Source organism: Priestia sp. TRM10 (assembly GCF_057808375.1).
Map to the genome: position 1 here is coordinate 1 of NZ_JBJZOT010000010.1, position 24,865 is coordinate 24,865.

At 38.2% G+C, this 24,865-nt stretch carries 25 protein-coding genes, 1 rRNA gene and 2 other annotated features; all 26 genes read left to right on the forward strand.

Going from position 1 to position 24,865, the window contains the following annotated elements:
• The first annotated feature begins 134 nt into the window (after nt 1-134).
• Nucleotides 135-250: ribosomal RNA gene (rrf, locus tag ACK3CR_RS07950) — 5S ribosomal RNA — on the forward strand.
• 198 nt (nt 251-448) lie between these two features.
• Nucleotides 449-910, forward strand: coding sequence for a CtsR family transcriptional regulator (locus ACK3CR_RS07955; protein ID WP_243515955.1), 462 nt, complete (start codon nt 449-451; stop codon nt 908-910).
• Between the two features lie 75 nt (nt 911-985).
• Entirely contained in the window at nt 986-1,525 is a 540-nt protein-coding gene (gene mcsA, locus ACK3CR_RS07960; protein WP_040056366.1) for a protein-arginine kinase activator protein McsA, read from the forward strand.
• A gap of 3 nt (nt 1,526-1,528) precedes the next feature.
• Nucleotides 1,529-2,617, forward strand: coding sequence for a protein-arginine kinase McsB (mcsB, locus tag ACK3CR_RS07965; RefSeq protein WP_019394099.1), 1,089 nt, complete (start codon nt 1,529-1,531; stop codon nt 2,615-2,617).
• Nucleotides 2,614-5,049: an ATP-dependent protease ATP-binding subunit ClpC gene (gene clpC / locus ACK3CR_RS07970; RefSeq protein WP_243515952.1), complete on the forward strand. Its 2,436-nt coding sequence runs from the start codon at nt 2,614-2,616 to the stop codon at nt 5,047-5,049. Before mcsB ends, clpC begins: the two co-directional genes overlap by 4 nt.
• Before the next feature lie 86 nt (nt 5,050-5,135).
• Entirely contained in the window at nt 5,136-6,515 is a 1,380-nt protein-coding gene (gene radA, locus ACK3CR_RS07975; RefSeq protein WP_040056365.1) for a DNA repair protein RadA, read from the forward strand.
• Nucleotides 6,516-6,523: 8 nt separating this feature from the next.
• On the forward strand, nt 6,524-7,597 hold the full coding sequence (gene disA, locus ACK3CR_RS07980) for a DNA integrity scanning diadenylate cyclase DisA (protein ID WP_243515949.1): 1,074 nt from the start codon (nt 6,524-6,526) through the stop codon (nt 7,595-7,597).
• A gap of 123 nt (nt 7,598-7,720) precedes the next feature.
• Nucleotides 7,721-8,812 (forward strand): PIN/TRAM domain-containing protein, encoded by a 1,092-nt coding sequence (locus ACK3CR_RS07985; RefSeq protein WP_019394095.1) that lies wholly within the window; start codon nt 7,721-7,723, stop codon nt 8,810-8,812.
• A gap of 28 nt (nt 8,813-8,840) precedes the next feature.
• Nucleotides 8,841-9,545, forward strand: a complete 705-nt coding sequence (gene ispD / locus ACK3CR_RS07990; protein WP_243515947.1) for a 2-C-methyl-D-erythritol 4-phosphate cytidylyltransferase — start codon at nt 8,841-8,843, stop codon at nt 9,543-9,545.
• Entirely contained in the window at nt 9,542-10,021 is a 480-nt protein-coding gene (gene ispF / locus ACK3CR_RS07995) for a 2-C-methyl-D-erythritol 2,4-cyclodiphosphate synthase (protein WP_243515945.1), read from the forward strand. The genes ispD and ispF overlap by 4 nt, the downstream gene beginning before the upstream one ends.
• A gap of 124 nt (nt 10,022-10,145) precedes the next feature.
• Complete coding sequence (gene gltX / locus ACK3CR_RS08000) at nt 10,146-11,603, forward strand: glutamate--tRNA ligase (RefSeq protein ID WP_488975217.1); 1,458 nt, start codon at nt 10,146-10,148, stop codon at nt 11,601-11,603.
• Nucleotides 11,604-11,669: 66 nt separating this feature from the next.
• Nucleotides 11,670-11,894, forward strand: a binding site (T-box leader).
• Between the two features lie 54 nt (nt 11,895-11,948).
• On the forward strand, nt 11,949-12,617 hold the full coding sequence (cysE, locus tag ACK3CR_RS08005; RefSeq protein ID WP_019394091.1) for a serine O-acetyltransferase: 669 nt from the start codon (nt 11,949-11,951) through the stop codon (nt 12,615-12,617).
• Entirely contained in the window at nt 12,598-14,001 is a 1,404-nt protein-coding gene (cysS, locus tag ACK3CR_RS08010) for a cysteine--tRNA ligase (protein ID WP_243515940.1), read from the forward strand. Before cysE ends, cysS begins: the two co-directional genes overlap by 20 nt.
• 2 nt (nt 14,002-14,003) lie before the next feature.
• Nucleotides 14,004-14,420, forward strand: coding sequence for a Mini-ribonuclease 3 (locus ACK3CR_RS08015; protein ID WP_243515938.1), 417 nt, complete (start codon nt 14,004-14,006; stop codon nt 14,418-14,420).
• On the forward strand, nt 14,413-15,162 hold the full coding sequence (gene rlmB, locus ACK3CR_RS08020; RefSeq protein ID WP_019394088.1) for a 23S rRNA (guanosine(2251)-2'-O)-methyltransferase RlmB: 750 nt from the start codon (nt 14,413-14,415) through the stop codon (nt 15,160-15,162). Before ACK3CR_RS08015 ends, rlmB begins: the two co-directional genes overlap by 8 nt.
• A gap of 2 nt (nt 15,163-15,164) precedes the next feature.
• Nucleotides 15,165-15,677 (forward strand): NYN domain-containing protein, encoded by a 513-nt coding sequence (locus ACK3CR_RS08025; protein ID WP_019394087.1) that lies wholly within the window; start codon nt 15,165-15,167, stop codon nt 15,675-15,677.
• A 104-nt stretch (nt 15,678-15,781) separates the two neighbouring features.
• Nucleotides 15,782-16,432: an RNA polymerase sporulation sigma factor SigH gene (gene sigH, locus ACK3CR_RS08030; protein WP_243515936.1), complete on the forward strand. Its 651-nt coding sequence runs from the start codon at nt 15,782-15,784 to the stop codon at nt 16,430-16,432.
• Between the two features lie 117 nt (nt 16,433-16,549).
• Complete coding sequence (gene rpmG / locus ACK3CR_RS08035; RefSeq protein ID WP_243515934.1) at nt 16,550-16,699, forward strand: 50S ribosomal protein L33; 150 nt, start codon at nt 16,550-16,552, stop codon at nt 16,697-16,699.
• Nucleotides 16,700-16,737: 38 nt separating this feature from the next.
• Complete coding sequence (gene secE / locus ACK3CR_RS08040) at nt 16,738-16,917, forward strand: preprotein translocase subunit SecE (protein WP_019394084.1); 180 nt, start codon at nt 16,738-16,740, stop codon at nt 16,915-16,917.
• A gap of 133 nt (nt 16,918-17,050) precedes the next feature.
• Nucleotides 17,051-17,587, forward strand: coding sequence for a transcription termination/antitermination protein NusG (gene nusG, locus ACK3CR_RS08045; protein WP_019394083.1), 537 nt, complete (start codon nt 17,051-17,053; stop codon nt 17,585-17,587).
• Nucleotides 17,588-17,806: 219 nt separating this feature from the next.
• Nucleotides 17,807-18,232 (forward strand): 50S ribosomal protein L11, encoded by a 426-nt coding sequence (rplK, locus tag ACK3CR_RS08050; RefSeq protein ID WP_019394082.1) that lies wholly within the window; start codon nt 17,807-17,809, stop codon nt 18,230-18,232.
• A gap of 114 nt (nt 18,233-18,346) precedes the next feature.
• Complete coding sequence (rplA, locus tag ACK3CR_RS08055; protein WP_040056359.1) at nt 18,347-19,045, forward strand: 50S ribosomal protein L1; 699 nt, start codon at nt 18,347-18,349, stop codon at nt 19,043-19,045.
• A gap of 47 nt (nt 19,046-19,092) precedes the next feature.
• Nucleotides 19,093-19,247, forward strand: a sequence feature (ribosomal protein L10 leader region).
• 50 nt (nt 19,248-19,297) lie between these two features.
• On the forward strand, nt 19,298-19,798 hold the full coding sequence (gene rplJ, locus ACK3CR_RS08060; protein WP_019394080.1) for a 50S ribosomal protein L10: 501 nt from the start codon (nt 19,298-19,300) through the stop codon (nt 19,796-19,798).
• Between the two features lie 53 nt (nt 19,799-19,851).
• Nucleotides 19,852-20,214, forward strand: a complete 363-nt coding sequence (gene rplL / locus ACK3CR_RS08065) for a 50S ribosomal protein L7/L12 (protein WP_243515932.1) — start codon at nt 19,852-19,854, stop codon at nt 20,212-20,214.
• A 211-nt stretch (nt 20,215-20,425) separates the two neighbouring features.
• Nucleotides 20,426-21,028, forward strand: a complete 603-nt coding sequence (locus ACK3CR_RS08070; RefSeq protein ID WP_410914188.1) for a class I SAM-dependent methyltransferase — start codon at nt 20,426-20,428, stop codon at nt 21,026-21,028.
• Nucleotides 21,029-21,277: 249 nt separating this feature from the next.
• Nucleotides 21,278-24,844: a DNA-directed RNA polymerase subunit beta gene (rpoB, locus tag ACK3CR_RS08075; RefSeq protein WP_328123616.1), complete on the forward strand. Its 3,567-nt coding sequence runs from the start codon at nt 21,278-21,280 to the stop codon at nt 24,842-24,844.
• Nucleotides 24,845-24,865: the final 21 nt, after the last annotated feature.

Here is a 24,865-nt window from a genome sequence, read left to right on the forward strand (position 1 = left end):
TTAGAGGTGGAAGCATGGCGACATGTGGAGCTGACTAATACTAATCGATCGAGGACTTAACCTAAGAATTGATCATAATCGGATATGTTTTTCCTTGCCTTGTTATTTAGTTTTGAGTGAACAACTCTATATAGTCTGGTAACCATAGCCAAGAGGTCACACCTGTTCCCATGCCGAACACAGAAGTTAAGCTCTTGAACGCCGATGGTAGTTGGGACTTTGTCCCTGTGAGAGTAGGACGTTGCCAGGCACCATATAAAAAGGCTGATCTATAATAGATCAGCCTTTTTTGCATTCTATACAATAATTGTTATAAAGAACGTTTTGAAGTAATGAAAAGTGGAAACTATAGAAGTAGTACCTTGCGTTCGATTTTATTGCAATTTTACATAAAAAGCATTACTATTATTATAAAAGTCAAATATAGTCAAAGTCAGGAGGGGAAAGGGTGCGAAATATTTCTGACATTATTGAACAGTATCTAAAAGAAGTTCTAGATGTGAGTGACCAAGATATTGTAGAAATTAAACGTAGTGAAATTGCTCATAAGTTTCAATGTGTCCCTTCCCAAATTAACTACGTAATCAACACACGCTTTACCGTTGAACGCGGGTATGTAGTGGAAAGTAAACGTGGTGGTGGAGGCTTTATTAGAATTATCAAGGTACAATCTAATGACTACTTAGATCTTTTTAATCAAGTACTTGCAATGGTAAATGAACGAGTATCTCAATCAACTGCCGAAAGTTTGATTATTCGCCTAGTTGAAGAGGAGTTCATCACAAAGAGAGAGGCAAAAGTCATGTTAAGCGTTATTGATAATTCTGTTCTTAATGTTGATCCTCATCATCGTGATCAGCTTCGTGCTAGAATGTTAAAAGCTATGCTGCTAGCTTTACAGCATCGATAAGAAAATATGTTAATAAGATTAGAGATAGGTTAATGTATTTTTACAAAGTGACAAGAAGTGTGAGGTGAGTAAGGATTGATTTGTCAACAATGTCATATGAGAGAAGCTGCTATTCATTTTACTGAAGTATCAAATGGACAACAGCAGAAGATTCACCTTTGCGAAAAGTGTGCAAAAGAGCGAGGAGACTTGTTTATGCTCTCAGATCATGAAAACTTTTCTATGAATGATTTGCTTGCAGGGTTGTTAAACTTTGATTCTGCTTTTAAAGAAGCTGAAAAATCATTTCAACAAGCTCCATTACACTGTCCTCATTGTAAAATGACATATAAACAGTTTGCTAAGGTTGGACGTTTTGGTTGTGCTCATTGCTACCAAGCATTTCAACAAAAATTAACCCCTTTTCTAAAACGTTTGCAGGGGGGGAATTCTCTTCATCGTGGAAAGATTCCACAAAGAGCAGGCGAAAATATTCAATTAAAAAAGGAATTGGAAAATTTAAAAGCGAAGTTAAAACAATACGTAGAAGCAGAGGAGTTTGAAGAGGCTGCAAAATTACGTGATGAAATTAGGGAACTGAATCGTCAGCTAGATCAAAAGAGAGGAGAGTCTTAATCAATGTCATTACATCATTTCTTAAATCAGGCCATCAGTCCATGGATGAACAGTGATGGACCGGATTCTGACATTGTATTAAGCACAAGAATTCGGTTAGCACGTAACTTTGAAGACTATGTTTTTCCGTTAATTGCTCAAGAAGAAGGAGACAGTGTTGTAACCTTTGTAAAAGAAAAAATTATGAATCGTCCTACGAGATGGGATTTTGAATTGTTAGAAATGAAGGAATTAGAGCCTCTTGAAAAGAAAGTATTAGTAGAAAAACATCTTATTAGTCCCTATCTTGCTGAGCAGTCTGAAGAAGGGGCTTGTATTCTATCACAGAATGAATCAGTAAGTATTATGTTGAATGAAGAAGATCATCTACGAATACAATGTTTATTCCCGGGGTTCCAGCTTGATAATGCTCTTCGTTTGGCGATGGAGTTAGATGATTGGATAGAAGAAAGAGCTGGGTATGCTTTTGATGAGACAATGGGCTATTTAACAAGTTGCCCAACTAATGTTGGCACAGGACTTCGTGCATCTGTTATGCTACATTTACCAGCTTTAGTTCTAACTCAACAGATTAATAAGATTGTACCAGCTATCAATCAGCTAGGACTTGTTGTACGAGGGATTTATGGGGAAGGAAGTCAAGCTTTAGGAAATATATTTCAGGTTTCTAATCAGATCACTTTAGGGAAAAGTGAAGAAGACATTGTAAGTGATCTACAAAGTGTTGTAAAACAGCTTATTGCTCATGAACGATCAGCAAGGGAAGCCCTTGTACATACATCAAGTATTGAGCTTGAAGATCGTTTATACCGCTCATATGGAGTATTAACCAATGCGCGTATAATAGAATCTAAAGAAGCCGCTCAATGTTTATCGGATGTTAGACTCGGTATTGATCTTGGCTATATTGAAGGCATTACGAGAAGCATCCTAAACGAGCTTATGGTTGTAACGCAGCCAGGTTTCCTACAGCAATATGCAGGTGGACCTCTTCGTCCAAATCAGCGGGACATTAGAAGAGCATCTTTAATAAGGGAACGCTTGCAGTTAGAAAAAGACAATCGAAATCGGATGGAGAGTGATGAAGGATGATGTTTGGAAGATTTACAGAGCGCGCTCAGAAAGTATTAGCATTAGCCCAAGAGGAAGCACTTCGTCTTGGACATAACAATATTGGTACAGAACATATCCTACTAGGAATTGTTCGCGAAGGTGAAGGGATTGCGGCAAAAGCCCTACTTGCGCTTAACTTAGGTACTGATAAAGTTCAAAAAGAAGTAGAATCCCTAATTGGTCGTGGCCAAGAAGTAGCTCAAACTGTTCATTATACACCTCGAGCTAAAAAAGTCATTGAGCTCTCCATGGATGAAGCTCGTAAACTTGGTCATTCTTATGTAGGAACAGAGCACATTTTATTAGGTCTTATCCGCGAAGGTGAAGGTGTTGCCGCTCGCGTTTTAAATAATCTAGGAGTGAGCTTAAATAAAGCTCGTCAGCAAGTACTTCAGCTTCTTGGTAGCAATGAAGCAAATGCAAATCACCAAGGAAGTGGAACGCCAAATGCTAACACACCAACGTTAGATGGATTAGCACGTGATTTAACAGCTATTGCTCGTGAAGGAAGTCTTGATCCTGTTATTGGTCGTAGCAAAGAAATTCAGCGTGTCATTGAAGTACTAAGTCGTCGTACGAAAAATAATCCTGTGTTAATTGGGGAGCCTGGAGTTGGTAAAACAGCAATTGCAGAAGGATTAGCACAACAAATTGTAAACAACGAAGTTCCTGAGATTTTAAGAGATAAGCGTGTAATGACGTTAGATATGGGAACAGTTGTAGCTGGAACAAAATATCGTGGAGAATTTGAGGATCGCTTGAAAAAAGTTATGGATGAAATTCGTCAAGCTGGAAACATTATTTTATTCATTGATGAGCTTCATACACTAATTGGAGCAGGTGGAGCAGAAGGTGCCATTGATGCTTCTAATATTTTAAAACCTTCTCTAGCACGTGGAGAGCTTCAATGTATCGGAGCGACAACGCTAGACGAATATCGCAAATATATCGAGAAAGATGCAGCACTTGAGCGTCGTTTCCAACCAATTCAAGTTGATGAACCAACAGCAGATGAGTCTGTTCAAATTCTAAAAGGGCTTCGTGATCGTTATGAAGCGCATCATCGTGTATCAATTACTGATGAAGCTATTGAAGCTGCTGTTAATCTTTCAGATCGTTATATCTCAGACCGTTTCCTACCAGATAAAGCAATTGATTTGATTGATGAAGCAGGTTCAAAAGTACGTTTACGTTCATTTACAACGCCACCAAATTTAAAAGAGCTTGAAGTTAAACTTGAAACAGTTCGCAAAGAAAAAGATGCGTCTGTACAAAGCCAAGAATTTGAAACAGCGGCATCTCTACGTGATACAGAACAGCGTCTTCGCGAAGAGCTTGAACAAACGAAAAAAGAGTGGAAAGAGAAGCAAGGACAAGAAAACTCTGAAGTCACAGTTGATGATATTGCAATGGTTGTATCTAGCTGGACTGGAATTCCGGTTGTTAAACTAGCACAGGAAGAAACAGAGCGTTTGCTTAAACTAGAAGAAATCTTACATTCTCGAGTAATTGGGCAAGATGAAGCAGTTAAAGCTGTTTCAAAAGCAGTTCGTCGTGCTCGTGCTGGATTAAAAGATCCAAAACGTCCAATTGGTTCTTTCATCTTCCTAGGCCCAACAGGTGTTGGTAAAACAGAGCTTGCTCGTGCATTAGCAGAAGCAATGTTCGGTGAGGAAGATGCAATGATTCGAATTGACATGTCAGAATATATGGAGAAACATTCAACATCTCGTCTAGTTGGATCACCTCCGGGGTATGTGGGATATGAAGAAGGCGGACAGCTTACAGAGAAAGTAAGACGCAAGCCTTATTCAGTTGTTCTTCTTGATGAAGTGGAAAAAGCACATCCAGATGTATTTAATATTTTACTTCAAGTACTAGAAGATGGACGTCTTACAGATTCTAAAGGTCGTACAGTGGACTTTAGAAATACAGTTCTTATTATGACTTCAAATGTGGGTGCAGAAGCACTAAAACGAAACAAGTATGTTGGATTCAATGTGCAAGATGAAAATGAGAACTATAAGGACATGAAAGGCAAAGTAATGGATGAATTAAAACGTGCTTTTCGCCCAGAATTCCTAAATCGTATTGATGAGATGATTGTTTTCCACTCATTAGAAAAAGATCATTTACGTTATATTGTAACGCTAATGGCAGACCAACTTATCAAGCGTCTAAAAGAGCAAGATATTGAGCTTGAACTAACAGAAGAAGCGGCAAACAAAATTGCTGAAGAAGGATTTGATCCAGAATACGGAGCAAGACCGCTACGCCGCGCTATTCAGCGTCATGTAGAAGATCGCTTATCTGAGGAACTTCTAAAAGGGAATGTACAAAAAGGGCAGAAAGTTGTGCTTGATGTAAAAGACGGTGAATTTACCGTTAAAGCAGCACAGCCAAGTTCATAATATAAACATTTACACTAAGGCATACGGAGATAGTTAACGTATGCCTTAGTTGCTATTATTACTTCTTAGACAGAAAGGAACACAGTATGGCAAAGAAAAAGACAAAATTTATGTGTCAAGATTGTGGATATGAATCTGCCAAATGGATGGGGAAATGTCCTGGTTGTGGGAAATGGAACACAATGGTGGAAGAAGTAGAACATGTTCAAACAGGGAGACGAGGAGCGTTCTCTGGAGCTGTTTCTTCTTCAGTAAAAAGAAAACCAGAAGCTATTACAACAATTAAAACAGTTGAGGAACCGCGTATTTTTACTAAGTCCTCTGAGCTAAACCGTGTTCTTGGTGGAGGAATTGTAAAAGGGTCCCTTGTTTTAATTGGAGGAGATCCTGGGATTGGGAAATCTACTCTCTTATTGCAATGTTCAGCACAGCTTGCAGATCAAAAACATAAAGTTCTCTATATTTCAGGAGAGGAATCAACAAAGCAGACAAAGCTAAGAGCAGACCGATTAGGAGTTACAGCAGATCATCTCTTTGTTCATGCAGAAACAAATTTGGAGATGATTTTAGACGCTATCAATGAAATGAAGCCTGACTTTGTTGTAGTCGATTCCATTCAGACGGTTTATCATGCAGATATTACATCTGCTCCTGGAAGCGTTTCGCAAGTTCGTGAATGTACAGGTGAACTAATGAGGGTTGCTAAAACAAATAGTATACCAATTTTTATCGTTGGTCATGTTACTAAAGAAGGATCCATTGCAGGGCCTCGCTTACTTGAGCATATGGTAGATACCGTTCTTTATTTTGAAGGGGAACGTCATCATACGTATCGTATCTTACGTGCGGTTAAAAACCGTTTTGGTTCTACAAATGAGATGGGGATATTTGAGATGAAAGAAGCTGGTCTTCAAGAAGTATTGAATCCATCTGAAATCTTCCTTGAAGAACGTTCAAAAGGTGCAGCGGGATCTGTTGTTGTAGCTTCGATGGAAGGAACGCGCCCTGTATTAGTAGAACTCCAAGCCCTTATTAGTCCAACAAGCTTTGGTAATCCACGGAGAATGGCAACAGGAGTAGATCATAATAGAGTTTCGCTTATTATGGCTGTATTAGAGAAGCGAGTTGGTTTACTGCTCCAAAATCAGGATGCTTATTTAAAAGTAGCAGGTGGTGTGAAATTAGATGAACCTGCTATTGATTTAGCTGTTGCTGTGAGTATTGCTTCAAGCTTTAGGGATCAAGTTTCTAATCCTGTTGATGTTGTCATTGGTGAAGTAGGATTAACAGGTGAAATTCGCCGCGTATCAAGGATTGAACAACGTATTCAGGAAGCAGCAAAACTCGGGTTCCAGCGTGCCATTATTCCAGCCAAGAATATCGGAGGATGGGAAGCACCTGCCGGAATAGAAATTATTGGGGTTGAAACTGTATCAGAAGCACTAAAATACACGTTGGGAGGTTAGAACATAAGATGGATGGGGAAAGAATGAATGAGAAACAAATGACTGAAATTCTACAGTTTGTTGCTCCTGGGACACCAATTAGAGAAGGTATTGAAAACGTTCTGCGTGCCAAAACAGGAGGACTTATTGTGTTAGGCAACACTGAGGAAGTAAAAAAAATTGTTGATGGTGGATTTTCAATCAACTGTTCTTTCTCTCCAGCCCACCTTTATGAACTTGCTAAAATGGATGGAGCTATTATTTTAAGTGAGTCAGGAAATAAGATTTTATATGCCAACACGCAGCTGATCCCAGACCCTTCTATCTCTTCCTCTGAAACAGGAATGCGCCATCGTACAGCAGAAAGAACCGCAAAACAGACAGGAAATCTTGTTATTGCTATTTCCGAGCGTAGGAACGTTATTACTCTTTATAAAGGACAACTTCAATATGTATTAAGAGAGATTAGTGTTATTTTAGCAAAAGCAAACCAAGCGTTGGAGACACTAGAGAAATATAAAACAGTGCTAGATGAATCTGTTGATAGTTTAAGTTCTCTAGAATTTGAAGAACAAGTAACACATGCAGACGTTATTCAAGTCCTTCATCGTATTGAGATGGTATTACGGATTAAGCATGAAATTTTAAATTATGTAAGTGAATTAGGGATTGAAGGAAGACTTGTGAGGCTTCAAATGAATGAACTTCTTTCCCATTTCCAAGAAGAAGTAGTTCTGCTTGTTCAAGACTATATGTATGATCCTGAAAAAGATTCTTATAAGATTGTCAACAAACTCCAAGATTTATCTAATACAATGCTTCTTGATGACCAAACATTACTTCGTTTAATGGGATACCCTTTATATACAAGCCTTGATGATCAAGTTGCACCAAGAGGCTATCGAATGCTCCATAAAATCCCTAGACTCCCAAGTGTTATTATTGAAAATTTAATTCAAGAATTTGGTGGTTTAAAGCGAATTAGTGATGCATCTGTAGATAGACTGGATGAAGTGGAAGGTATTGGAGAAATTAGAGCAAAAAAAATTAAAGAAGGTTTAAAAACTCTGAAACAACAGCATCTATATAATCGTCATTTATAAAAGAAGAAAGTATTTGTCGAAAACTGTGTGAAACATGACAATTTATTTACAAATAATTGAATTTGTTAACTAGCAGGTTTTGAATGAGCTAAACTGTTTATAATGATAAAGGGAGGTGAATGTATGCTAAAACGTATAATTCAAATCTTCTTTCTTGTCACAGGTGGAACGCTTGGATTTGTTTTCGCAGATAACATAACAAGCTTGTTAGGACTTGAAGGAGTTACGTTTTTACAAAACTCATACGTTCTTGCTGTATTGGGAGCTATCATTTTTTATGCTGTAACTTTTTGGGCTGTCGATTATGTTGTTAATTTTATTAAAAGGGTTGAGGAATCTGTAGTCAAAGCTCCTGCAACAGATGTTTTATTTGGTAGTTTAGGACTTATTTTTGGACTTATTCTCGCATACTTAGCGGGCATTCCTTTAGGCAAGATTCAATTGCAAATGGTCGGTACTGTATTACCTATTTTCCTCACTGTTCTTCTTGGCTATCTAGGTTTCCAAGTTGGCTTTAAGAAACGAGATGAGCTTGTTAATTTGTTCTCAATTCCATCTCGCATGGGAAAGAAAAAGCAAGTGGAAGAGGAAACAACTACACAAGAAAAAACGTTCAAGATTTTAGATACAAGTGTTATTATAGATGGGCGTATTGCTGACATTTGTCAAACAGGTTTTCTAGAGGGAATTGTTGTCATTCCACAGTTTGTTTTAGAAGAGCTTCAGCATATTGCTGATTCATCAGATGTATTAAAGAGAAACAGAGGACGTCGTGGGTTAGATATTTTAAATCGCATTCAAAAGGAGCTTGCGATTAAGGTTGAAATCTATGAGGGTGATTTTGAAGATATTCAAGAAGTAGATAGCAAGCTTGTGAAATTAGCAAAGCTAACTTCTGGGGTTGTTGTCACAAACGATTTTAACTTAAACAAAGTATGTGAACTTCAAGGAGTTAGCGTACTTAATATTAATGATTTAGCAAATGCCGTTAAGCCTGTTGTTCTTCCTGGTGAAGAAATGCATGTTCTAGTGATTAAGGACGGAAAAGAACAGAATCAAGGTATTGCATATTTAGATGATGGTACAATGATTGTTGTAGAAGAAGGGCGCAACTATATCGGAAAGAGTATTGATGTTCTTGTAACAAGTGTTCTTCAAACTTCTGCAGGTCGCATGATTTTTGCGAAACCCAAGCTATTAGAGAAGGCTTTATGAAGGGATCAAAGGGAAGAGGAGAAAAAAGATGAAGTACGACGTAGTTATTCCCGCGGCGGGCCAGGGAAAAAGGATGAAAAAAGGGATAAATAAGCAATTTATTAACCTACAAGACCGCCCGGTAATTGTGCATACACTGCAAGTTTTTGAACAAGACCCATGGTGTAGAAAAGTCATCATCGTCGTTAACGAAAGAGAAGTAGATTTTTTCAAAGAACTTATTGAAGTAAACAATATTCGCAAAGTATCAGAAATTGTTAAGGGCGGAAGTGAACGACAGCATAGTGTTTACAACGGACTAAAAATCTTAACAGACGAAGAGGGAATTGTTCTTGTTCATGACGGAGCTCGTCCTTTCATTGAGCAAGAGCATGTCCATCGTCTCGTAGAAGAGGCAAGTGAGAGTAAAGCAGCTGTCCTAGCAGTCCCTGTTAAAGATACAATGAAGCGAGTGAGAAATGGCAAAGTCATTGATACAGTAGAGCGCTCAAGCTTGTGGGCTATTCAAACACCACAAGCTTTTGTTTTGTCATTAATTCAATATGCACATGAAAAAGCTCAAGAAAAAAACTACTTAGGTACTGATGATGCTAGTCTCGTAGAAGCAGTAGGAGAAGAAGTGACAATTGTTGAAGGAAGTTATAACAATATTAAGTTAACAACTCCTGAAGATTTAATTTATGCAGAAGCTATTTTACAAGCACAGAAGATAAAGGAGAGAAAACTAACATGAATATAAGAATTGGACAAGGATTTGACGTTCATAAATTTGCAGAAGATCGTCCTCTTATTATAGGTGGAGTAAATATTCCACATGATAAAGGCCTTATTGGGCATTCAGATGCAGATGTATTGCTTCATGCAATCTCAGATGCAATTTTAGGGGCAGTTGGAGAAGGAGATATCGGTAAGCATTTTCCTGATACGGATGAAGCATTTAAGGATGCTGATTCAGCTAAATTACTTCAGCATGTTTGGGGAATTGTAGAAGAAAAGGGTTATACATTAGGAAACTTAGATTGTACAATCATTGCTCAGAAACCGAAAATGGCTCCATATATTGAAGAGATTAGAGCACGCATTGCTGAGCTATTAAAAGCAACAAAAGATCAAATCAATGTAAAAGCTACAACAACAGAGAAATTAGGGTTTACAGGACGTGAGGAAGGGATTGCTTCACAGGCAGCAGTTCTTTTACAAGGGAAATAATTTTACAGAGTTTGAAAGATAAGCATTTGGTGATAAAATAGGCATATTACTATATCACTTCTAAAAGCATATAGCAAAAATTTTCATACTGCATTTATACGTAAATTACTGGAGGTTGAGTTTCATGTCAAACGAAGTTCGCGTACGTTATGCACCTAGTCCAACAGGTCATTTACATATCGGAAACGCAAGAACAGCGCTTTTTAACTATTTATTTGCAAGAGGACACAACGGTAAATTTATTATCCGTATTGAAGATACTGACCAAAAACGTAACATTGAAGGTGGAGAAGAAAGCCAGCTTCAATACTTAAAATGGTTAGGTATTGAGTGGGACGAAAGCATTGACGTTGGTGGCGAATATGGTCCATATCGTCAGTCAGAGCGCAATGACATTTATGCAAAATATACAAAACAGCTTATGGAGAACGAGCAAGCTTACTATTGCTACTGTACGGAAGAAGAGCTAGAAGCAGAACGCGAAGCTCAAATTGCGGAAGGCAAGCCGCCTCGTTATTCTAATAAATGTCGTCATCTTACAGCAGAAGATCGTGCAGCGCTGGAGGCAGAAGGCCGTAAACCAAGCATTCGTTTCAAAGTGCCAGAAGGGCGCGTATTCAAATTTGATGACATGGTGAAAGGCGAAGTTGCATTTGAATCAGATGGTATTGGTGACTTTGTTATAGTGAAAAAAGATGGTATTCCAACATATAACTATGCGGTTGCTATTGATGATCATCTTATGAAAATGTCTCATGTTCTTCGCGGTGATGATCATATTTCAAATACACCAAAGCAACTTATGATTTATGATGCATTTGGATGGGAAGCACCAAAATTTGGTCATATGACGCTTATTGTTAATGAAAGCCGTCGTAAACTGAGTAAGCGTGATGAGTCTATCATCCAATTTATTGAACAATACAAAGACCTTGGTTATCTTCCTGAAGCATTATTTAACTTTATTACTCTACTTGGTTGGTCACCAGAAGGAGAAGAAGAGCTATTCACAAAAGAACAGTTCATTGAAATCTTTGACCCAAGTCGTTTATCAAAATCACCGGCTCTTTTCGATATGAAAAAGCTAAAATGGATGAACAATCAATACATTAAAGAACTTTCAACAGATGAAGTTGTTGATCTTGCTTTACCACACCTTGTTAAAGCAGGTAAAGTAAAAGAAGAGATGAGTGATCAAGAAAAGCAATGGGTATATGATGTAATTGCTCTTTACAAAGAACAACTAAGCTTTGGAGCGGAAATTATTGAGCTTACAGATTTGTTCTTTAGAACATCTATTGAGTATGATGAAGAAGCACAAGAAGTGCTAAATGAAGAACAAGTACCAGAAGTAATGCAGGCCTTTGCCCAGGAAATTAACAGCCTTGAAGACTTTGAGCCAGCAAGTATTAAAAGTTCGATTAAAGCTGTTCAAAAAGCAACAGGACATAAAGGCAAAAAGCTATTCATGCCAATCCGTGTTGCAACAACTGGTCAAACTCATGGACCAGAACTTCCACAGGCAATTGCACTTTTAGGAAAAGAAACAGTACTTGCTCGTTTAGAAGGAGCAGTAAAATAAATTACTAATTTTTGCGCAAAATAGTTAACATCTCATTCATTCTGTAATATAGTGAACCATATCATTATTAAAACGTTGAGAAGGAGAAGTAAAAAACATTCCCATATTAGAGAGAGTCACCAAAGGCTGAAAGTGACTTATGGTTTTTATGTTTTTGAAATGCACCTTTGAGTCCTTTGCCCAAACATTTTATGGAGTAGGCAAAGGCGGATTCTCTTCCGTTATTAGAGTAGAGCAGGGGCTTTTATTAGCCTAAGCAGAGTGGAACCGCGCGAACGAAGCGTCTCTGTGTCATATGACACAGAGACGCTTTTTTAGTAGAGAAAAACATAGAGGGGGAGAAATGTGTTAAAGCTACTGAAAGAAGATATTGACGTTGTTTTTGAGCAAGATCCTGCAGCAAGAAGTTATATTGAAGTGATTTTAACGTATTCAGGTTTACATGCTATATGGGCACATCGTGTTGCTCATGCTTTTCATCGACGCAGATGGTTCTTTTTAGCTCGCATAATTGCTCAAATTAGCCGTTTCTTCACAGGAGTTGAAATTCATCCTGGCGCGCGGATTGGTCATCGTTTCTTTATTGACCATGGTATGGGAGTTGTTATTGGAGAGACGTGTGAAATAGGGGATAATGTGACGGTTTACCAAGGAGTTACTCTTGGGGGAACAGGGAAAGAAAAAGGCAAGCGCCATCCAACAATTAAAGATAATGTATTAATTGCAACAGGAGCAAAAGTGCTTGGTTCTATCGTTATTGAAGAAAATTCAAAAGTAGGAGCAGGTTCTGTTGTTCTAAAAGATGTTCCAAGTAACTCTACTGTTGTAGGTATTCCAGGAAGAGCGGTTATTCAAGATGGCATAAAAGTTAATAAAGATTTAAATCACTCTGATTTACCAAACCCAGTAGCAGATCGTTTTAAAGAATTAGAAGAAGAAATTAAAAGACTTCAACAAGAAGTTAAAGAGCTAAAAGAAGAAGGGAAGAAAAAACATGACAATCAAGTTATATAATACGTTAACACGCCAAAAAGAAATTTTTACTCCACTTGAAGAAAACAAAGTAAAAATGTACGTGTGCGGACCAACAGTGTATAACTATATTCATATTGGAAATGCAAGACCTGCCATTGTGTTTGATACAGTTCGCCGTTATTTAGAATATAGAGGGTATGACGTGCAATACGTTTCTAACTTTACAGATGTTGATGATAAATTAATCAAAGCAGCAAATGAGCTTGGAGAAGAAGTTCCCACTATTGCTGAGCGTTTTATTGAAGCTTACTTTGAGGATACGGAAGCATTAGGATGCAAAAAAGCGGATGTTCATCCACGTGTAACAGAGAATATGGATACAATTATTGAATTTATTGAAATGCTAATTGAAAAAGGGTTTGCTTATGAAGCAGGTGGAGATGTTTACTATAAAACACGTAAGTTTGATGGATATGGCAAACTATCTCATCAATCAATTGATGAACTGCGCTCCGGAGCACGTATTGGAGTTGGTGAGAAGAAAGACGATCCACTAGACTTCACGCTTTGGAAAGAAGCAAAAGACGGAGAAATTAGCTGGGACAGTCCATGGGGGAAAGGTCGTCCTGGTTGGCACATTGAATGCTCAGCAATGGCGCGTAAATACTTAGGAGACACAATTGATATTCATGCAGGAGGGCAAGATTTATCATTCCCTCATCATGAGAACGAAATCGCTCAATCCGAAGCAGCAACAGGAAAAGAATTTGCAAAGTACTGGCTTCATAATGGGTATATTAATATTGATAACGAGAAAATGTCTAAATCGCTTGGTAACTTTGTTCTTGTGCACGATATTTTAAAAGAAATTGAGCCTTCTTTACTTCGTTTCTTTATGTTAACTGTTCAATATCGCCATCCAATTAATTATAATCAAGAACTTCTAGAAGATACAAAAAGAGGACTTGAAAGAATTCAAACAGCATATGAAAATGTGCAACATCGATTAGAACATTCAACAAACTTAGCGACTCAAGGTGAGCAGTGGGAAGATAAAATCGCAGAACTTCATCAATCTTTTGTAACAGAAATGGATGATGATTTTAATACAGCAAACGCTATTTCTGTTCTCTTTGAGCTATCAAAACAAGCAAACCTTTACCTTGCAGAAGAAAATACATCAGAAGCTGTATTAGAAGCTTTTATCAAAGAATTTGAAACAATTACTGGTGTATTAGGAGTAGAACTAGCAGGCAAAGACGAAGAGCTTTTAGACGAGGAAATTGAGCAACTTCTTGAGGAACGCATTCAAGCACGTAAGGACCGCAACTTCCAGCGAGCAGATGAGATTCGTGATGAATTAAAGAGTCGAAATATCATTCTTGAAGATACGTCACAAGGTACACGTTGGAAAAGAGGGTAAGTATGTTAGACAACCAAATAGAAGTAAAACAATTAAACAGTCTTGCATTGGCTTATATGGGAGATGCAGTATTTGATCAGTATATACGTCATCATCTCCTGTTGAAAGGTAGTGTACGACCAAATATGCTACACAAACAGGCAAAAGAATATGTATCAGCACGAGCACAGGCGAAGATTGTTCATCAGCTGTTAGATGAAGGATTCTTAACTGAGGAAGAACAAGCCGTCTTAAGAAGAGGCCGAAATGCTAAATCAGGAAGTGTTCCAAAGCATACAGACGTACAAACGTATCGCTATAGCACAGCATTTGAAGCTGTGCTTGGCTATCTTTATCTTGGCAGTCACCAAGAACGCGTAACTGAAATTGTTGAGAAAGCGATTATGATTATTGAAAGGAGTGAAGAAAACGGTGAGTGAGAATCAAGAATTTATTGCCGGTAAAAATCCTGTCTTAGAAGCTTTAAAAGCAGAGCGGGACATTAATAAGATTTGGATTGCAGAAGGTTCACAGCGTGGCCAAATGCAACAAGTTATCAATACAGCTAAACAAAAGAAGGTGCTTGTTCAATTTGTTCCAAAAAAGAAAATTGATCAGCTAGTAGATGCAAACCATCAAGGAGTTGTTGCTCTTGTTGCTGCGTATCAATATGCGGAGATTGATGACATGTTTGCATTAGCAGAGAAGAAGAACGAAACACCGTTTTTCCTATTATTAGACGAGCTTGAAGATCCTCATAATTTAGGATCCATCATGAGAACAGCTGATGCTGTTGGCGCACATGGGATCATTATTCCAAAACGCCGTTCTGTAAGCTTAACAGCAACAGTTGCTAAAGCTTCTACAGGAGCTATTGAACATATCCCCGTTTCACGTGTAACAAATTTAGCTCGAACAATTGATGAATTAAAGGATCGCGGAATTTGGTTTTTCGGAACAGATGCTAAAGGAGCAGAAGATTACCGCACAATGGATGGGAAAATGCCGCTCTGTTTAATTATCGGCAGTGAAGGTAAGGGAATGAGTCGTCTTGTCAAAGATAAATGTGATTTTCTTATCAAACTTCCTATGGTTGGTCATGTAACATCCTTAAATGCTTCGGTTGCAGCAAGTCTGCTTATGTATGAAGTTCATCGCAAACGTCATCCACTAGGTAGCTAAACATGGAGAATATACTTCTTGTTGATGGTTACAACATTATTGGAGCATGGCCAGAGCTAAGAAGCTTACGAGACAAAGACTTAGAAAGTGCAAGAGATATTCTTATCGAGAAGCTAGCGGAGTATCGTGCATATACGGGGTACCAAGTTCTAGTTGTTTTTGATGCACATATGGTACCTGGACTGGAAAAAAAGCGAGATACACATAAAGTGAAAGTGATTTTCACGAAAGAGAATGAGACAGCGGATGAATGTATTGAAAAGTTAGCAAGCGAGCTTAACAATATCAAGACACAGATTCATGTTGCAACATCTGATTTTACAGAACAATGGGTGATATTTGGCCAAGGAGCTCTAAGAAAATCTGCTCGTGAACTTCGCAATGAAGTCATTGAAATTGAAGGGGAAATTAAAAAAAATGTCGATATTATTCGAGAAAAAAAACCAATAAGCCGGATTACCCTTTCAGATCAAGTATCCGAAGTGTTCGAAAAATGGCGAAGAGGGGAAAAGTAGTAAAAAAATTTAGAAAATATCTCTTTTTTCACACAATTCCGTTTGTCAAGTGAGAGTATCTACTGTATAATATTGCTATCTACTGCGCGTTCGGGGGGATCGATGTGGGCTTAAAACTTAGTTCAAAAGAAAGCGTTCAGTTACAACGTCAAGAAGATGAATTGGTTGTAGAGTTGGTTCACAGTGGTAATAGCGAAGCATTAGATTACTTGATTCACAAATACCGAAATTTTGTAAGAGCAAAAGCAAGATCGTATTTTTTAATAGGTGCAGACAGAGAAGATATTGTACAAGAAGGCATGATTGGACTTTACAAAGCCATCCGTGATTTTAGGGAAGATAAGCTATCATCTTTTAAAGCTTTTGCTGAGCTCTGTATTACAAGGCAGATCATTACGGCTATCAAAACAGCAACTCGACAAAAGCATATTCCGCTTAATTCTTATATATCATTGGACAAGCCTATTTATGACGAGGAATCAGACCGTACGCTTATGGACATTATTTCAGGAGCTAAGATTATGAATCCTGAAGAACTGATTATTAACCAAGAGAAGTTCGACGATATTGAACTTAAGATGGCTGAACTTCTAAGTGATTTGGAAAGAAAAGTACTTGTCCTTTATCTTGATGGACAATCTTATCAAGAAATTTCCGAAGAGCTAGATCGTCATGTAAAATCGATTGACAATGCCTTACAGCGCGTCAAACGTAAGTTAGAGAGATATTTAGAATTAAGAGAGATAACCTTATAAAAAAGTCGACATGGCATTCATATAGAATGCCATGTTGACATTTATTGTGTAATTATGATACTTTTTTAAGGATATTATATGTTATACCCATGGGTATTATGATAACAGGTGATAAAGATGCGTAAAAAATCTGTTTTGGCTTGTTCTGTTTGTGGAAGTCGTAACTATTCTACAATGAAAAATAGCAGTGCGGCAGGGGACAGGCTTGAAATTAAGAAGTTTTGCAAAACGTGTAACAGCCATACGGCACATTTAGAAACAAAATAGATTGATTCTACCCCTTTTCAACTGGAGGTTTCGTTTTAATGAAACGAATTGGAAGCTTTTTTAAAGATGTAGTACGCGAAATGAAAAAAGTCAGCTGGCCAACAAAAAAAGAATTAACTCGTTATACCATTACAGTTGTGACGACTGTAATTGTCATGACAGCGTTCTTTGCTGTAGTAGATCTAGGAATTTCTTCATTAATCCGATTGATTCCTTGAATAAGTAATGAATAAACATGGTATAATACAAAATAGATAAGCTATGTGAAAAGCCCGGAGACGGGTTTTTTAATTTGTCTTAAAATAGTTTCACTTCGAGTGAGTGGGAGGGAAAGGACGGAGGTCCTCAGCAATGGAGAAAAACTGGTACGTTGTTCATACCTATTCTGGTTATGAAAACAAAGTGAAAGCCAATTTAGAAAAGCGTGTCGAATCAATGGGCATGCAAGATAAAATCTTCCGTGTAATTGTACCGGAAGAAGAAGAAACAGAAACAAAGAACAACAAAACAAAAGTAACGAAGAAGAAAGTATTCCCAGGTTATGTGTTGGTGGAAATTGTCATGACAGATGATTCTTGGTACGTAGTACGAAATACACCTGGTGTTACTGGTTTCGTTGGGTCAACAGGTTCAGGATCAAAACCAACCCCATTATTACCGGAAGAATCAGAAGTAATTCTGAAAAGAATGGGTATGGAGCATGAGAAAGTAGATCTTGGTTTTGAACTTAAAGAGGTTGTTATGGTGAAAGAAGGGCCATTTGCAAACTTTGAAGGAACAATTGAAGAAATTGACTTTGATAAAAAGAAAATTAAAGTACTTGTTAACATGTTTGGTCGTGAAACACCTGTCGAACTTGATTTCCACCAGATTGATAAGATTGAATAGAAAGAGATTTAATGTGCTCTGAGACGATGACCTAGAAATTTCCTCATAAAAAACTTGCATTTCTGTTGAAACAGTGGTAACATTTCATAAGTCAGTACGTCTCAATTTTTGAGACTATACATTAAATATTCTTTATATTTTTTAATACGAGATAAAGAAGAATGAGTGGGAGGGGCTAATCCCCTATTACCACATCACGGACTTAAGGAGGTGTGTCTCGTGGCTAAAAAAGTAGTGAAAGTTGTAAAACTACAAATTCCTGCGGGCAAAGCAAACCCAGCTCCACCAGTTGGTCCAGCATTGGGTCAAGCAGGTGTAAACATCATGGGATTCTGTAAGGAGTTTAACGCTCGTACAGCAGATCAAGCAGGATTGATTATTCCAGTTGAAATTTCGGTATTTGAGGACCGTTCATTTACATTCATTACGAAGACTCCTCCTGCTGCAGTATTACTTAAAAAAGCAGCTGGTATCGAGTCAGGTTCTGGTGAACCAAATCGTAACAAAGTAGCAACAGTGAAACGAGATAAAGTACGCGAGATTGCTGAAACGAAAATGCCAGACCTTAACGCAGCAGACGTAGAAGCGGCTATGCGTATGGTTGAAGGTACTGCTCGTAGCATGGGAATCGTTATCGAAGACTAATTCCTATGTAAAACGTATTGGTAGTTGACAAGGTTGCGGGTATGGTTTTGCCATTTCGCAACCTTTATTCGTGGGAGGTTATTCCGCTAAAACCACATAAGGAGGAAATTTAAAATGGCTAAAAAAGGTAAAAAGTACTTAGAAGCTTCTAAGTTAGTAGATCGTACAGTTGCTTATGATGTTAAAGAAGCAATTGAACTGATCAAAAAAACAAGCACAGTAAATTTCGACGCAACAGTTGAAACAGCATTTCGTTTAGGAGTAGATCCTAAGAAAGCTGATCAACAAATCCGTGGCGCTTTAGTTTTACCACATGGTACTGGTAAAACTCAACGTGTATTAGTATTCGCTAAAGGCGAGAAAGCAAAAGAAGCAGAAGCTGCTGGAGCTGACTTCGTTGGCGATTCTGATTACATCAACAAAATCCAACAAGGTTGGTTTGATTTTGACGTAGTTGTAGCTACTCCGGACATGATGGGTGAAGTTGGTAAACTTGGTCGCGTATTAGGGCCAAAAGGTTTAATGCCAAACCCTAAAACTGGTACAGTAACATTCGACGTTGAAAAAGCAATCAACGAAATCAAAGCTGGTAAAGTTGAATACCGCGTTGATAAAGCTGGTAACATTCATGTACCAATTGGTAAAGTATCATTTGAAGATAACAAGCTTGTTGAAAACTTTACAGCACTTTATGAAACAATGCTTAAAGTTAAACCTGCTTCTTCAAAAGGAACTTACATCAAGAACCTAGCTGTAGCTTCTACAATGGGCCCTGGTGTAAAAGTTGATACGGCATCTTTTGGAATTAAATAATAAGGTATTGACTTTCTAACAGTCATTTAATATAATTTACCTTGTCTTAAAATTAAACATTATTGCCAAAGACAGTAGGTGCTTACTAAAGCTTAATTTCCTACCGAGGTGTATGATATAAAGCAGCGTTGCACGTCTGTACGCTCGTTTTAGAAAACCCTCTATGTCTTATTTATCACATAGAGGGTCTTCTTATGTTGCACCTTTTAAAAGGCATAAATGTGCATATCGAAATTTCCGGGAGGTGTAAAAATGAGCAGTGCTATCGAACAAAAGAAAGTGATCGTAGACGAAATTGCTGATAAGTTTAAAAATAGTAAATCAACAATCATTGTTGACTACCGTGGACTAAACGTATCTCAAGTAACAGAACTTCGTAAAAACCTACGTGATGCTGGCGTAGAATTCAAAGTATTCAAAAATACTTTAACTCGCCGTGCGGTAGAAAAAGCTGAGTTAACTGAGCTTAACGATGCATTAACTGGACCAAACGCAATTGCTTTCTCTAATGAGGATGTTATTGCACCAGCTAAAGTTTTACATGCATTCGCGAAAGAAAATGAAGCTCTTGAAATTAAAGCGGGCGTTCTTGAAGGGAACATTGCTTCAGTTGAAGAAATTCAAGCAATCGCAACTCTTCCATCTCGTGATGGCTTACTTTCTATGCTTCTTAGCGTACTTCAAGCTCCAGCTCGTAACTTCGCTCTTGCAACTAAAGCTGTTGCAGATCAAAAAGAAGAGCAAGGCGCTTAATTATAGCTAACGGTTTTAAAACTAAATTATAATCCAATGAGGAGGACTTTCAAATGTCTAAAGAACAAATTATCGATGCTATTAAAGAAATGACAGTTCTTGAACTTAACGACCTAGTAAAAGCAATTGAAGAAGAATTCGGTGTAACTGCTGCTGCTCCTGTAGCTGTAGCTGGTGGTGCTGGCGGAGACGCTGCTGCTGAGAAAACTGAATTTGACGTAGTACTTGCTGGTGCTGGCGGACAAAAAATCAAAGTTATCAAAGTAGTACGTGAAATCACTGGTCTTGGCTTAAAAGAAGCTAAAGAACTTGTTGACAACACTCCAAAAGCTCTTAAAGAAGGCGTTTCTCAAGAGGAAGCTGACGAGCTTAAAGCTAAACTTGAAGAAGTTGGCGCTTCTGTAGAAGTTAAATAATTTAAACATTACAGCATACGCTTAATGTTATAATAGAAGATAAGCGAGGTTTTCTTAGAAACCTCGCTTATCTTTATGTTTAAGGACAAAGGGGCTCGTCGTGAACGGCCTCTTTTGACTTTCTTAAAAAGCGAGCATTTCACATTAGGCTCATTCTTTTGTATAATGAAAAAAGTTACAGTATTATGGAAGTGAGGAGGAGCTACGTAAAATGACAGAGCACTATTTTTCATCAAACCCTTCTGCTCAAAGCGATCGACAAAGTTTTTCTTTCACGCTTCGTAATCATCATTTTAAATTTACAACAGATCATGGTGTATTTTCGAAGAAGGAAGTCGATTTTGGTTCTCGCTTGCTTATTGAAACATTTGAAGAACCAGAAGTACAAGGGGATTTTCTTGATGTTGGATGTGGGTATGGCCCAATCGGATTATCTTTAGCTAAACAATGGCCAAATCGTAAAGTAGATATGGTTGATGTAAATGAGCGAGCATTGGAGCTTTCAAGTGAAAATGCAAAAAGCAACGGTGTTGAGAATGTGAACATCTTCAAAAGTTCAGCATATGAAAATGTTTCATCAGATCAATATGCAGCTATTTTGACAAACCCGCCTATTCGAGCAGGGAAAAAGGTTGTTCATGAAATCCTTGAAGGGGCATCAACTCGATTAAAAGAAAATGGTGAGCTTTGGGTTGTTATTCAGAAAAAGCAAGGAGCTCCTTCTGCACTTGAAAAATTAGAAGAGTTATTTTCTGAAGTTTTGGTAGAAACAAAGAAAAAAGGTTATTATATTATTCGTGCAAAAAAAATTTGACACTGATTTTTCGATGTGTTAACATTATAAAATGCCAATATGTAATTATTCCATCTTAATAAAAAAATTATACCTAAAAAGGTATAATTTTAGTTTGTATGGAAAAGCTAATAAAATCAATAGTACGTTTTAACGAAATTGTGGTTTTTTAATGAAGAAACCATTTTTTCTTTTGTTTAATGATAGGTATTGTTACCTTTTTATCATTATAAGTTTCAATAATAACGCTTGATTTGAGGGGTGAATCAGTTGACAGGTCAACTAGTTCAGTATGGACGCCACCGCCAACGTAGAAGTTATGCTCGTATCAGTGAAGTTTTAGAATTACCAAACCTCATTGAAATTCAAACCTCTTCTTATCAATGGTTTCTTGATGAGGGTTTAAGAGAAATGTTCCAGGATATTTCTCCAATTGAGGACTTTACAGGTAGCCTATCTTTAGAGTTTATCGACTACAGCTTAGGTGAACCAAAGTATTCCGTAGAGGAAGCAAAAGAACGTGATGTAACGTATTCTGCACCTTTACGTGTAAAAGTACGTTTGATTCATAAAGAAACAGGAGAAGTAAAAGACCAAGAAGTGTTCATGGGAGATTTTCCTCTTATGACAGAAACAGGTACGTTTGTCATCAATGGTGCTGAACGTGTTATCGTTTCTCAGCTTGTTCGTTCTCCTAGCGTGTATTTCAGTGGAAAAGTAGATAAAAACGGTAAGAAAGGCTATACCGCTACTGTTATTCCAAACCGTGGAGCTTGGTTAGAGTACGAAACAGACGCAAAAGACGTTGTTTATGTACGTATCGACCGCACGCGTAAACTGCCAGTTACTGTGCTTTTACGTGCGCTTGGATTTGGAACTGATCAAGAAATCATTGATTTACTCGGAGATAATGAATATCTACGAAACACGCTTGAAAAAGACAATACAGAAAACACAGAGAAAGCTCTATTAGAGATCTATGAGCGTCTACGTCCTGGAGAGCCTCCAACAGTAGAAAATGCTAAAACTCTATTAGTTTCTCGTTTCTTCGATCCAAAACGCTATGATTTAGCAAATGTTGGACGTTACAAGATTAATAAGAAGCTTCACATCAAGAATCGTTTGTTCAATCAACGTCTAGCAGAAACGCTTGTTGATCCTGAAACAGGTGAGATTCTTGTTGAAAAAGATACTATCATTGATCGTCGTACACTTGATCGCATTTTACCAATGCTAGAAGGCGGCGTAAACTTCCAGACTCATGAGCCAGTAGGCGGAGTTCTTGAAGAAGAAGTATCTCTTCAGTCTATCAAAATCTATGCACCAGGAGACGCAGAAGGTGAGAAAGTTATTAATGTTTTAGGTAATACTTTCATAGATGAGAGTGTTAAAAACATTACGCCTGCTGATATCTTGGCTTCTATAAGCTATTTCTTCAACCTTCTTCACCAAGTTGGAGGAACAGACGATATTGACCACTTAGGAAACCGTCGTCTACGTTCAGTTGGGGAATTGCTGCAAAACCAATTCCGCATTGGTCTTTCTCGTATGGAGCGCGTTGTGCGTGAGAGAATGTCAATTCAAGATACAAATGCAATTACGCCGCAACAATTAATTAACATTCGTCCGGTTATTGCATCAATTAAAGAGTTCTTTGGAAGCTCTCAGCTTTCACAGTTCATGGACCAAACAAACCCATTAGGTGAGTTAACTCACAAACGTCGTCTTTCTGCATTAGGACCTGGTGGTTTAACACGTGAGCGTGCTGGTTTCGAAGTGCGTGACGTTCACTACTCTCACTATGGTCGTATGTGTCCGATTGAGACGCCAGAGGGTCCAAACATCGGGCTTATCAACTCATTATCTTCTTATGCAAAAGTAAACAAATTCGGATTTATTGAAACTCCGTACCGTCGTGTTGATCCTGAAACAGGAAAAGTCACTGACAGAATTGATTACCTTACAGCAGACGAAGAAGATAACTATGTAGTTGCACAAGCAAATGCTCGTCTTGGTGATGAAGGTGAATTTTTAGATGAAGAAATCGTATCTCGTTTCCGCGGAGAAAACACCGTAATGAAACGTGATCGCATTGACTATATGGATGTATCACCTAAGCAAGTAGTATCTGCTGCAACAGCTTGTATCCCATTCTTAGAGAACGATGACTCTAACCGTGCTCTAATGGGAGCGAACATGCAACGTCAAGCAGTACCATTGCTTAAACCAGAAGCACCGATCGTTGGAACAGGTATGGAGTATGTATCTGGTAAAGACTCTGGTGCAGCCGTTATTTGTAAACACCCAGGTATTGTAGAGCGCGTTGAAGCAAAACACGTTTGGGTACGTCGTTATGAAGAAGTAGACGGTCAAATGACAAAAGGTGACCTTGATAAATATAATATGCTTAAATTCATTCGTTCTAACCAAGGAACATGTTATAACCAACGCCCTATTGTTTCTGTTGGGGATGAAGTGAAAAAAGGTGAGATTCTTGCTGATGGTCCTTCAATGGACAAAGGTGAGCTTGCTCTTGGACGCAACGTTCTTGTTGGTTTCATGACATGGGATGGTTACAACTATGAGGATGCAATCATCATGAGTGAACGTCTTGTAAAAGATGATGTTTATACATCTGTTCATATTGAAGAATATGAGTCAGAGTCTCGTGATACAAAGCTTGGACCTGAAGAAATTACACGTGACATTCCAAACGTTGGTGAAGATGCACTTCGTAATCTTGACGAGCGTGGAATCATTCGCGTTGGTGCTGAAGTAAAAGACGGAGATCTACTTGTTGGTAAAGTAACGCCAAAAGGTGTAACAGAATTAACAGCAGAAGAACGTCTATTACATGCAATCTTCGGTGAAAAAGCACGCGAAGTACGCGATACTTCACTTCGTGTTCCACATGGTGGAGGCGGAATTGTGTTAGACGTGAAAGTGTTTAACCGTGAAGATGGTGACGAACTTCCACCGGGAGTAAACCAACTTGTTCGCGCGTACATCGTTCAAAAACGTAAAATCTCTGAAGGGGATAAAATGGCGGGACGACATGGTAACAAAGGTGTTATCTCACGCATTCTACCTGAAGAGGATATGCCATATTTACCAGATGGAACACCAATTGATATCATGTTAAATCCATTAGGGGTACCATCTCGTATGAACATCGGTCAGGTATTAGAGCTTCATCTTGGTATGGCTGCTCGTCAACTTGGCATTCATGTTGCAACTCCTGTATTTGATGGAGCACGTGAGGAAGATGTTTGGGCAACAATTGAAGAAGCAGGTATGGCTCGTGATGCGAAGACAGTTCTTTATGACGGCCGTACAGGAGATCCGTTCGACAACCGCGTATCTGTTGGTGTCATGTATATGATCAAACTTGCGCACATGGTGGATGATAAACTTCATGCTCGTTCAACTGGACCATATTCACTTGTTACGCAACAGCCACTTGGAGGTAAAGCTCAGTTTGGTGGTCAGCGTTTTGGTGAGATGGAAGTATGGGCACTTGAAGCATATGGTGCTGCTTATACACTTCAAGAAATCTTAACAGTTAAATCAGACGACGTTGTTGGTCGTGTTAAAACATATGAAGCCATCGTTAAAGGCGAAAACGTTCCAGAACCTGGCGTACCAGAATCATTTAAAGTATTAATTAAAGAGCTTCAAAGCTTAGGTATGGACGTTAAAATTCTATCTGGCGATGAAAAAGAGATTGATTTCATGGATTCAGAGGATGATCAAGATCAACCAAATGAAGCTATCATGAATGATGCTCAGCCAGAAGCACAGGCACAGCTGCAAAAAGACCCTGTCATAAAAGAGTAGAGGCAATAAGGGAAAACCTGT

What these genes read in the sequence shown, in the direction of transcription:
- mcsB (WP_019394099.1), top strand. Translation starts at nt 1,529, where the DNA reads ATGTCATTACATCATTTCTTAAATCAGGCCATCAGTCCATGGATGAAC.
- clpC (WP_243515952.1), top strand. Translation starts at nt 2,614, where the DNA reads ATGATGTTTGGAAGATTTACAGAGCGCGCTCAGAAAGTATTAGCATTA.
- radA (WP_040056365.1), top strand. Translation starts at nt 5,136, where the DNA reads ATGGCAAAGAAAAAGACAAAATTTATGTGTCAAGATTGTGGATATGAA.
- disA (WP_243515949.1), top strand. Translation starts at nt 6,524, where the DNA reads ATGGATGGGGAAAGAATGAATGAGAAACAAATGACTGAAATTCTACAG.
- ACK3CR_RS07985 (WP_019394095.1), top strand. Translation starts at nt 7,721, where the DNA reads ATGCTAAAACGTATAATTCAAATCTTCTTTCTTGTCACAGGTGGAACG.
- ispD (WP_243515947.1), top strand. Translation starts at nt 8,841, where the DNA reads ATGAAGTACGACGTAGTTATTCCCGCGGCGGGCCAGGGAAAAAGGATG.
- ispF (WP_243515945.1), top strand. Translation starts at nt 9,542, where the DNA reads ATGAATATAAGAATTGGACAAGGATTTGACGTTCATAAATTTGCAGAA.
- gltX (WP_488975217.1), top strand. Translation starts at nt 10,146, where the DNA reads ATGTCAAACGAAGTTCGCGTACGTTATGCACCTAGTCCAACAGGTCAT.
- cysS (WP_243515940.1), top strand. Translation starts at nt 12,598, where the DNA reads ATGACAATCAAGTTATATAATACGTTAACACGCCAAAAAGAAATTTTT.
- ACK3CR_RS08015 (WP_243515938.1), top strand. Translation starts at nt 14,004, where the DNA reads ATGTTAGACAACCAAATAGAAGTAAAACAATTAAACAGTCTTGCATTG.
- ACK3CR_RS08025 (WP_019394087.1), top strand. Translation starts at nt 15,165, where the DNA reads ATGGAGAATATACTTCTTGTTGATGGTTACAACATTATTGGAGCATGG.
- rpmG (WP_243515934.1), top strand. Translation starts at nt 16,550, where the DNA reads ATGCGTAAAAAATCTGTTTTGGCTTGTTCTGTTTGTGGAAGTCGTAAC.
- secE (WP_019394084.1), top strand. Translation starts at nt 16,738, where the DNA reads ATGAAACGAATTGGAAGCTTTTTTAAAGATGTAGTACGCGAAATGAAA.
- nusG (WP_019394083.1), top strand. Translation starts at nt 17,051, where the DNA reads ATGGAGAAAAACTGGTACGTTGTTCATACCTATTCTGGTTATGAAAAC.
- rplA (WP_040056359.1), top strand. Translation starts at nt 18,347, where the DNA reads ATGGCTAAAAAAGGTAAAAAGTACTTAGAAGCTTCTAAGTTAGTAGAT.
- rplJ (WP_019394080.1), top strand. Translation starts at nt 19,298, where the DNA reads ATGAGCAGTGCTATCGAACAAAAGAAAGTGATCGTAGACGAAATTGCT.
- rplL (WP_243515932.1), top strand. Translation starts at nt 19,852, where the DNA reads ATGTCTAAAGAACAAATTATCGATGCTATTAAAGAAATGACAGTTCTT.
- ACK3CR_RS08070 (WP_410914188.1), top strand. Translation starts at nt 20,426, where the DNA reads ATGACAGAGCACTATTTTTCATCAAACCCTTCTGCTCAAAGCGATCGA.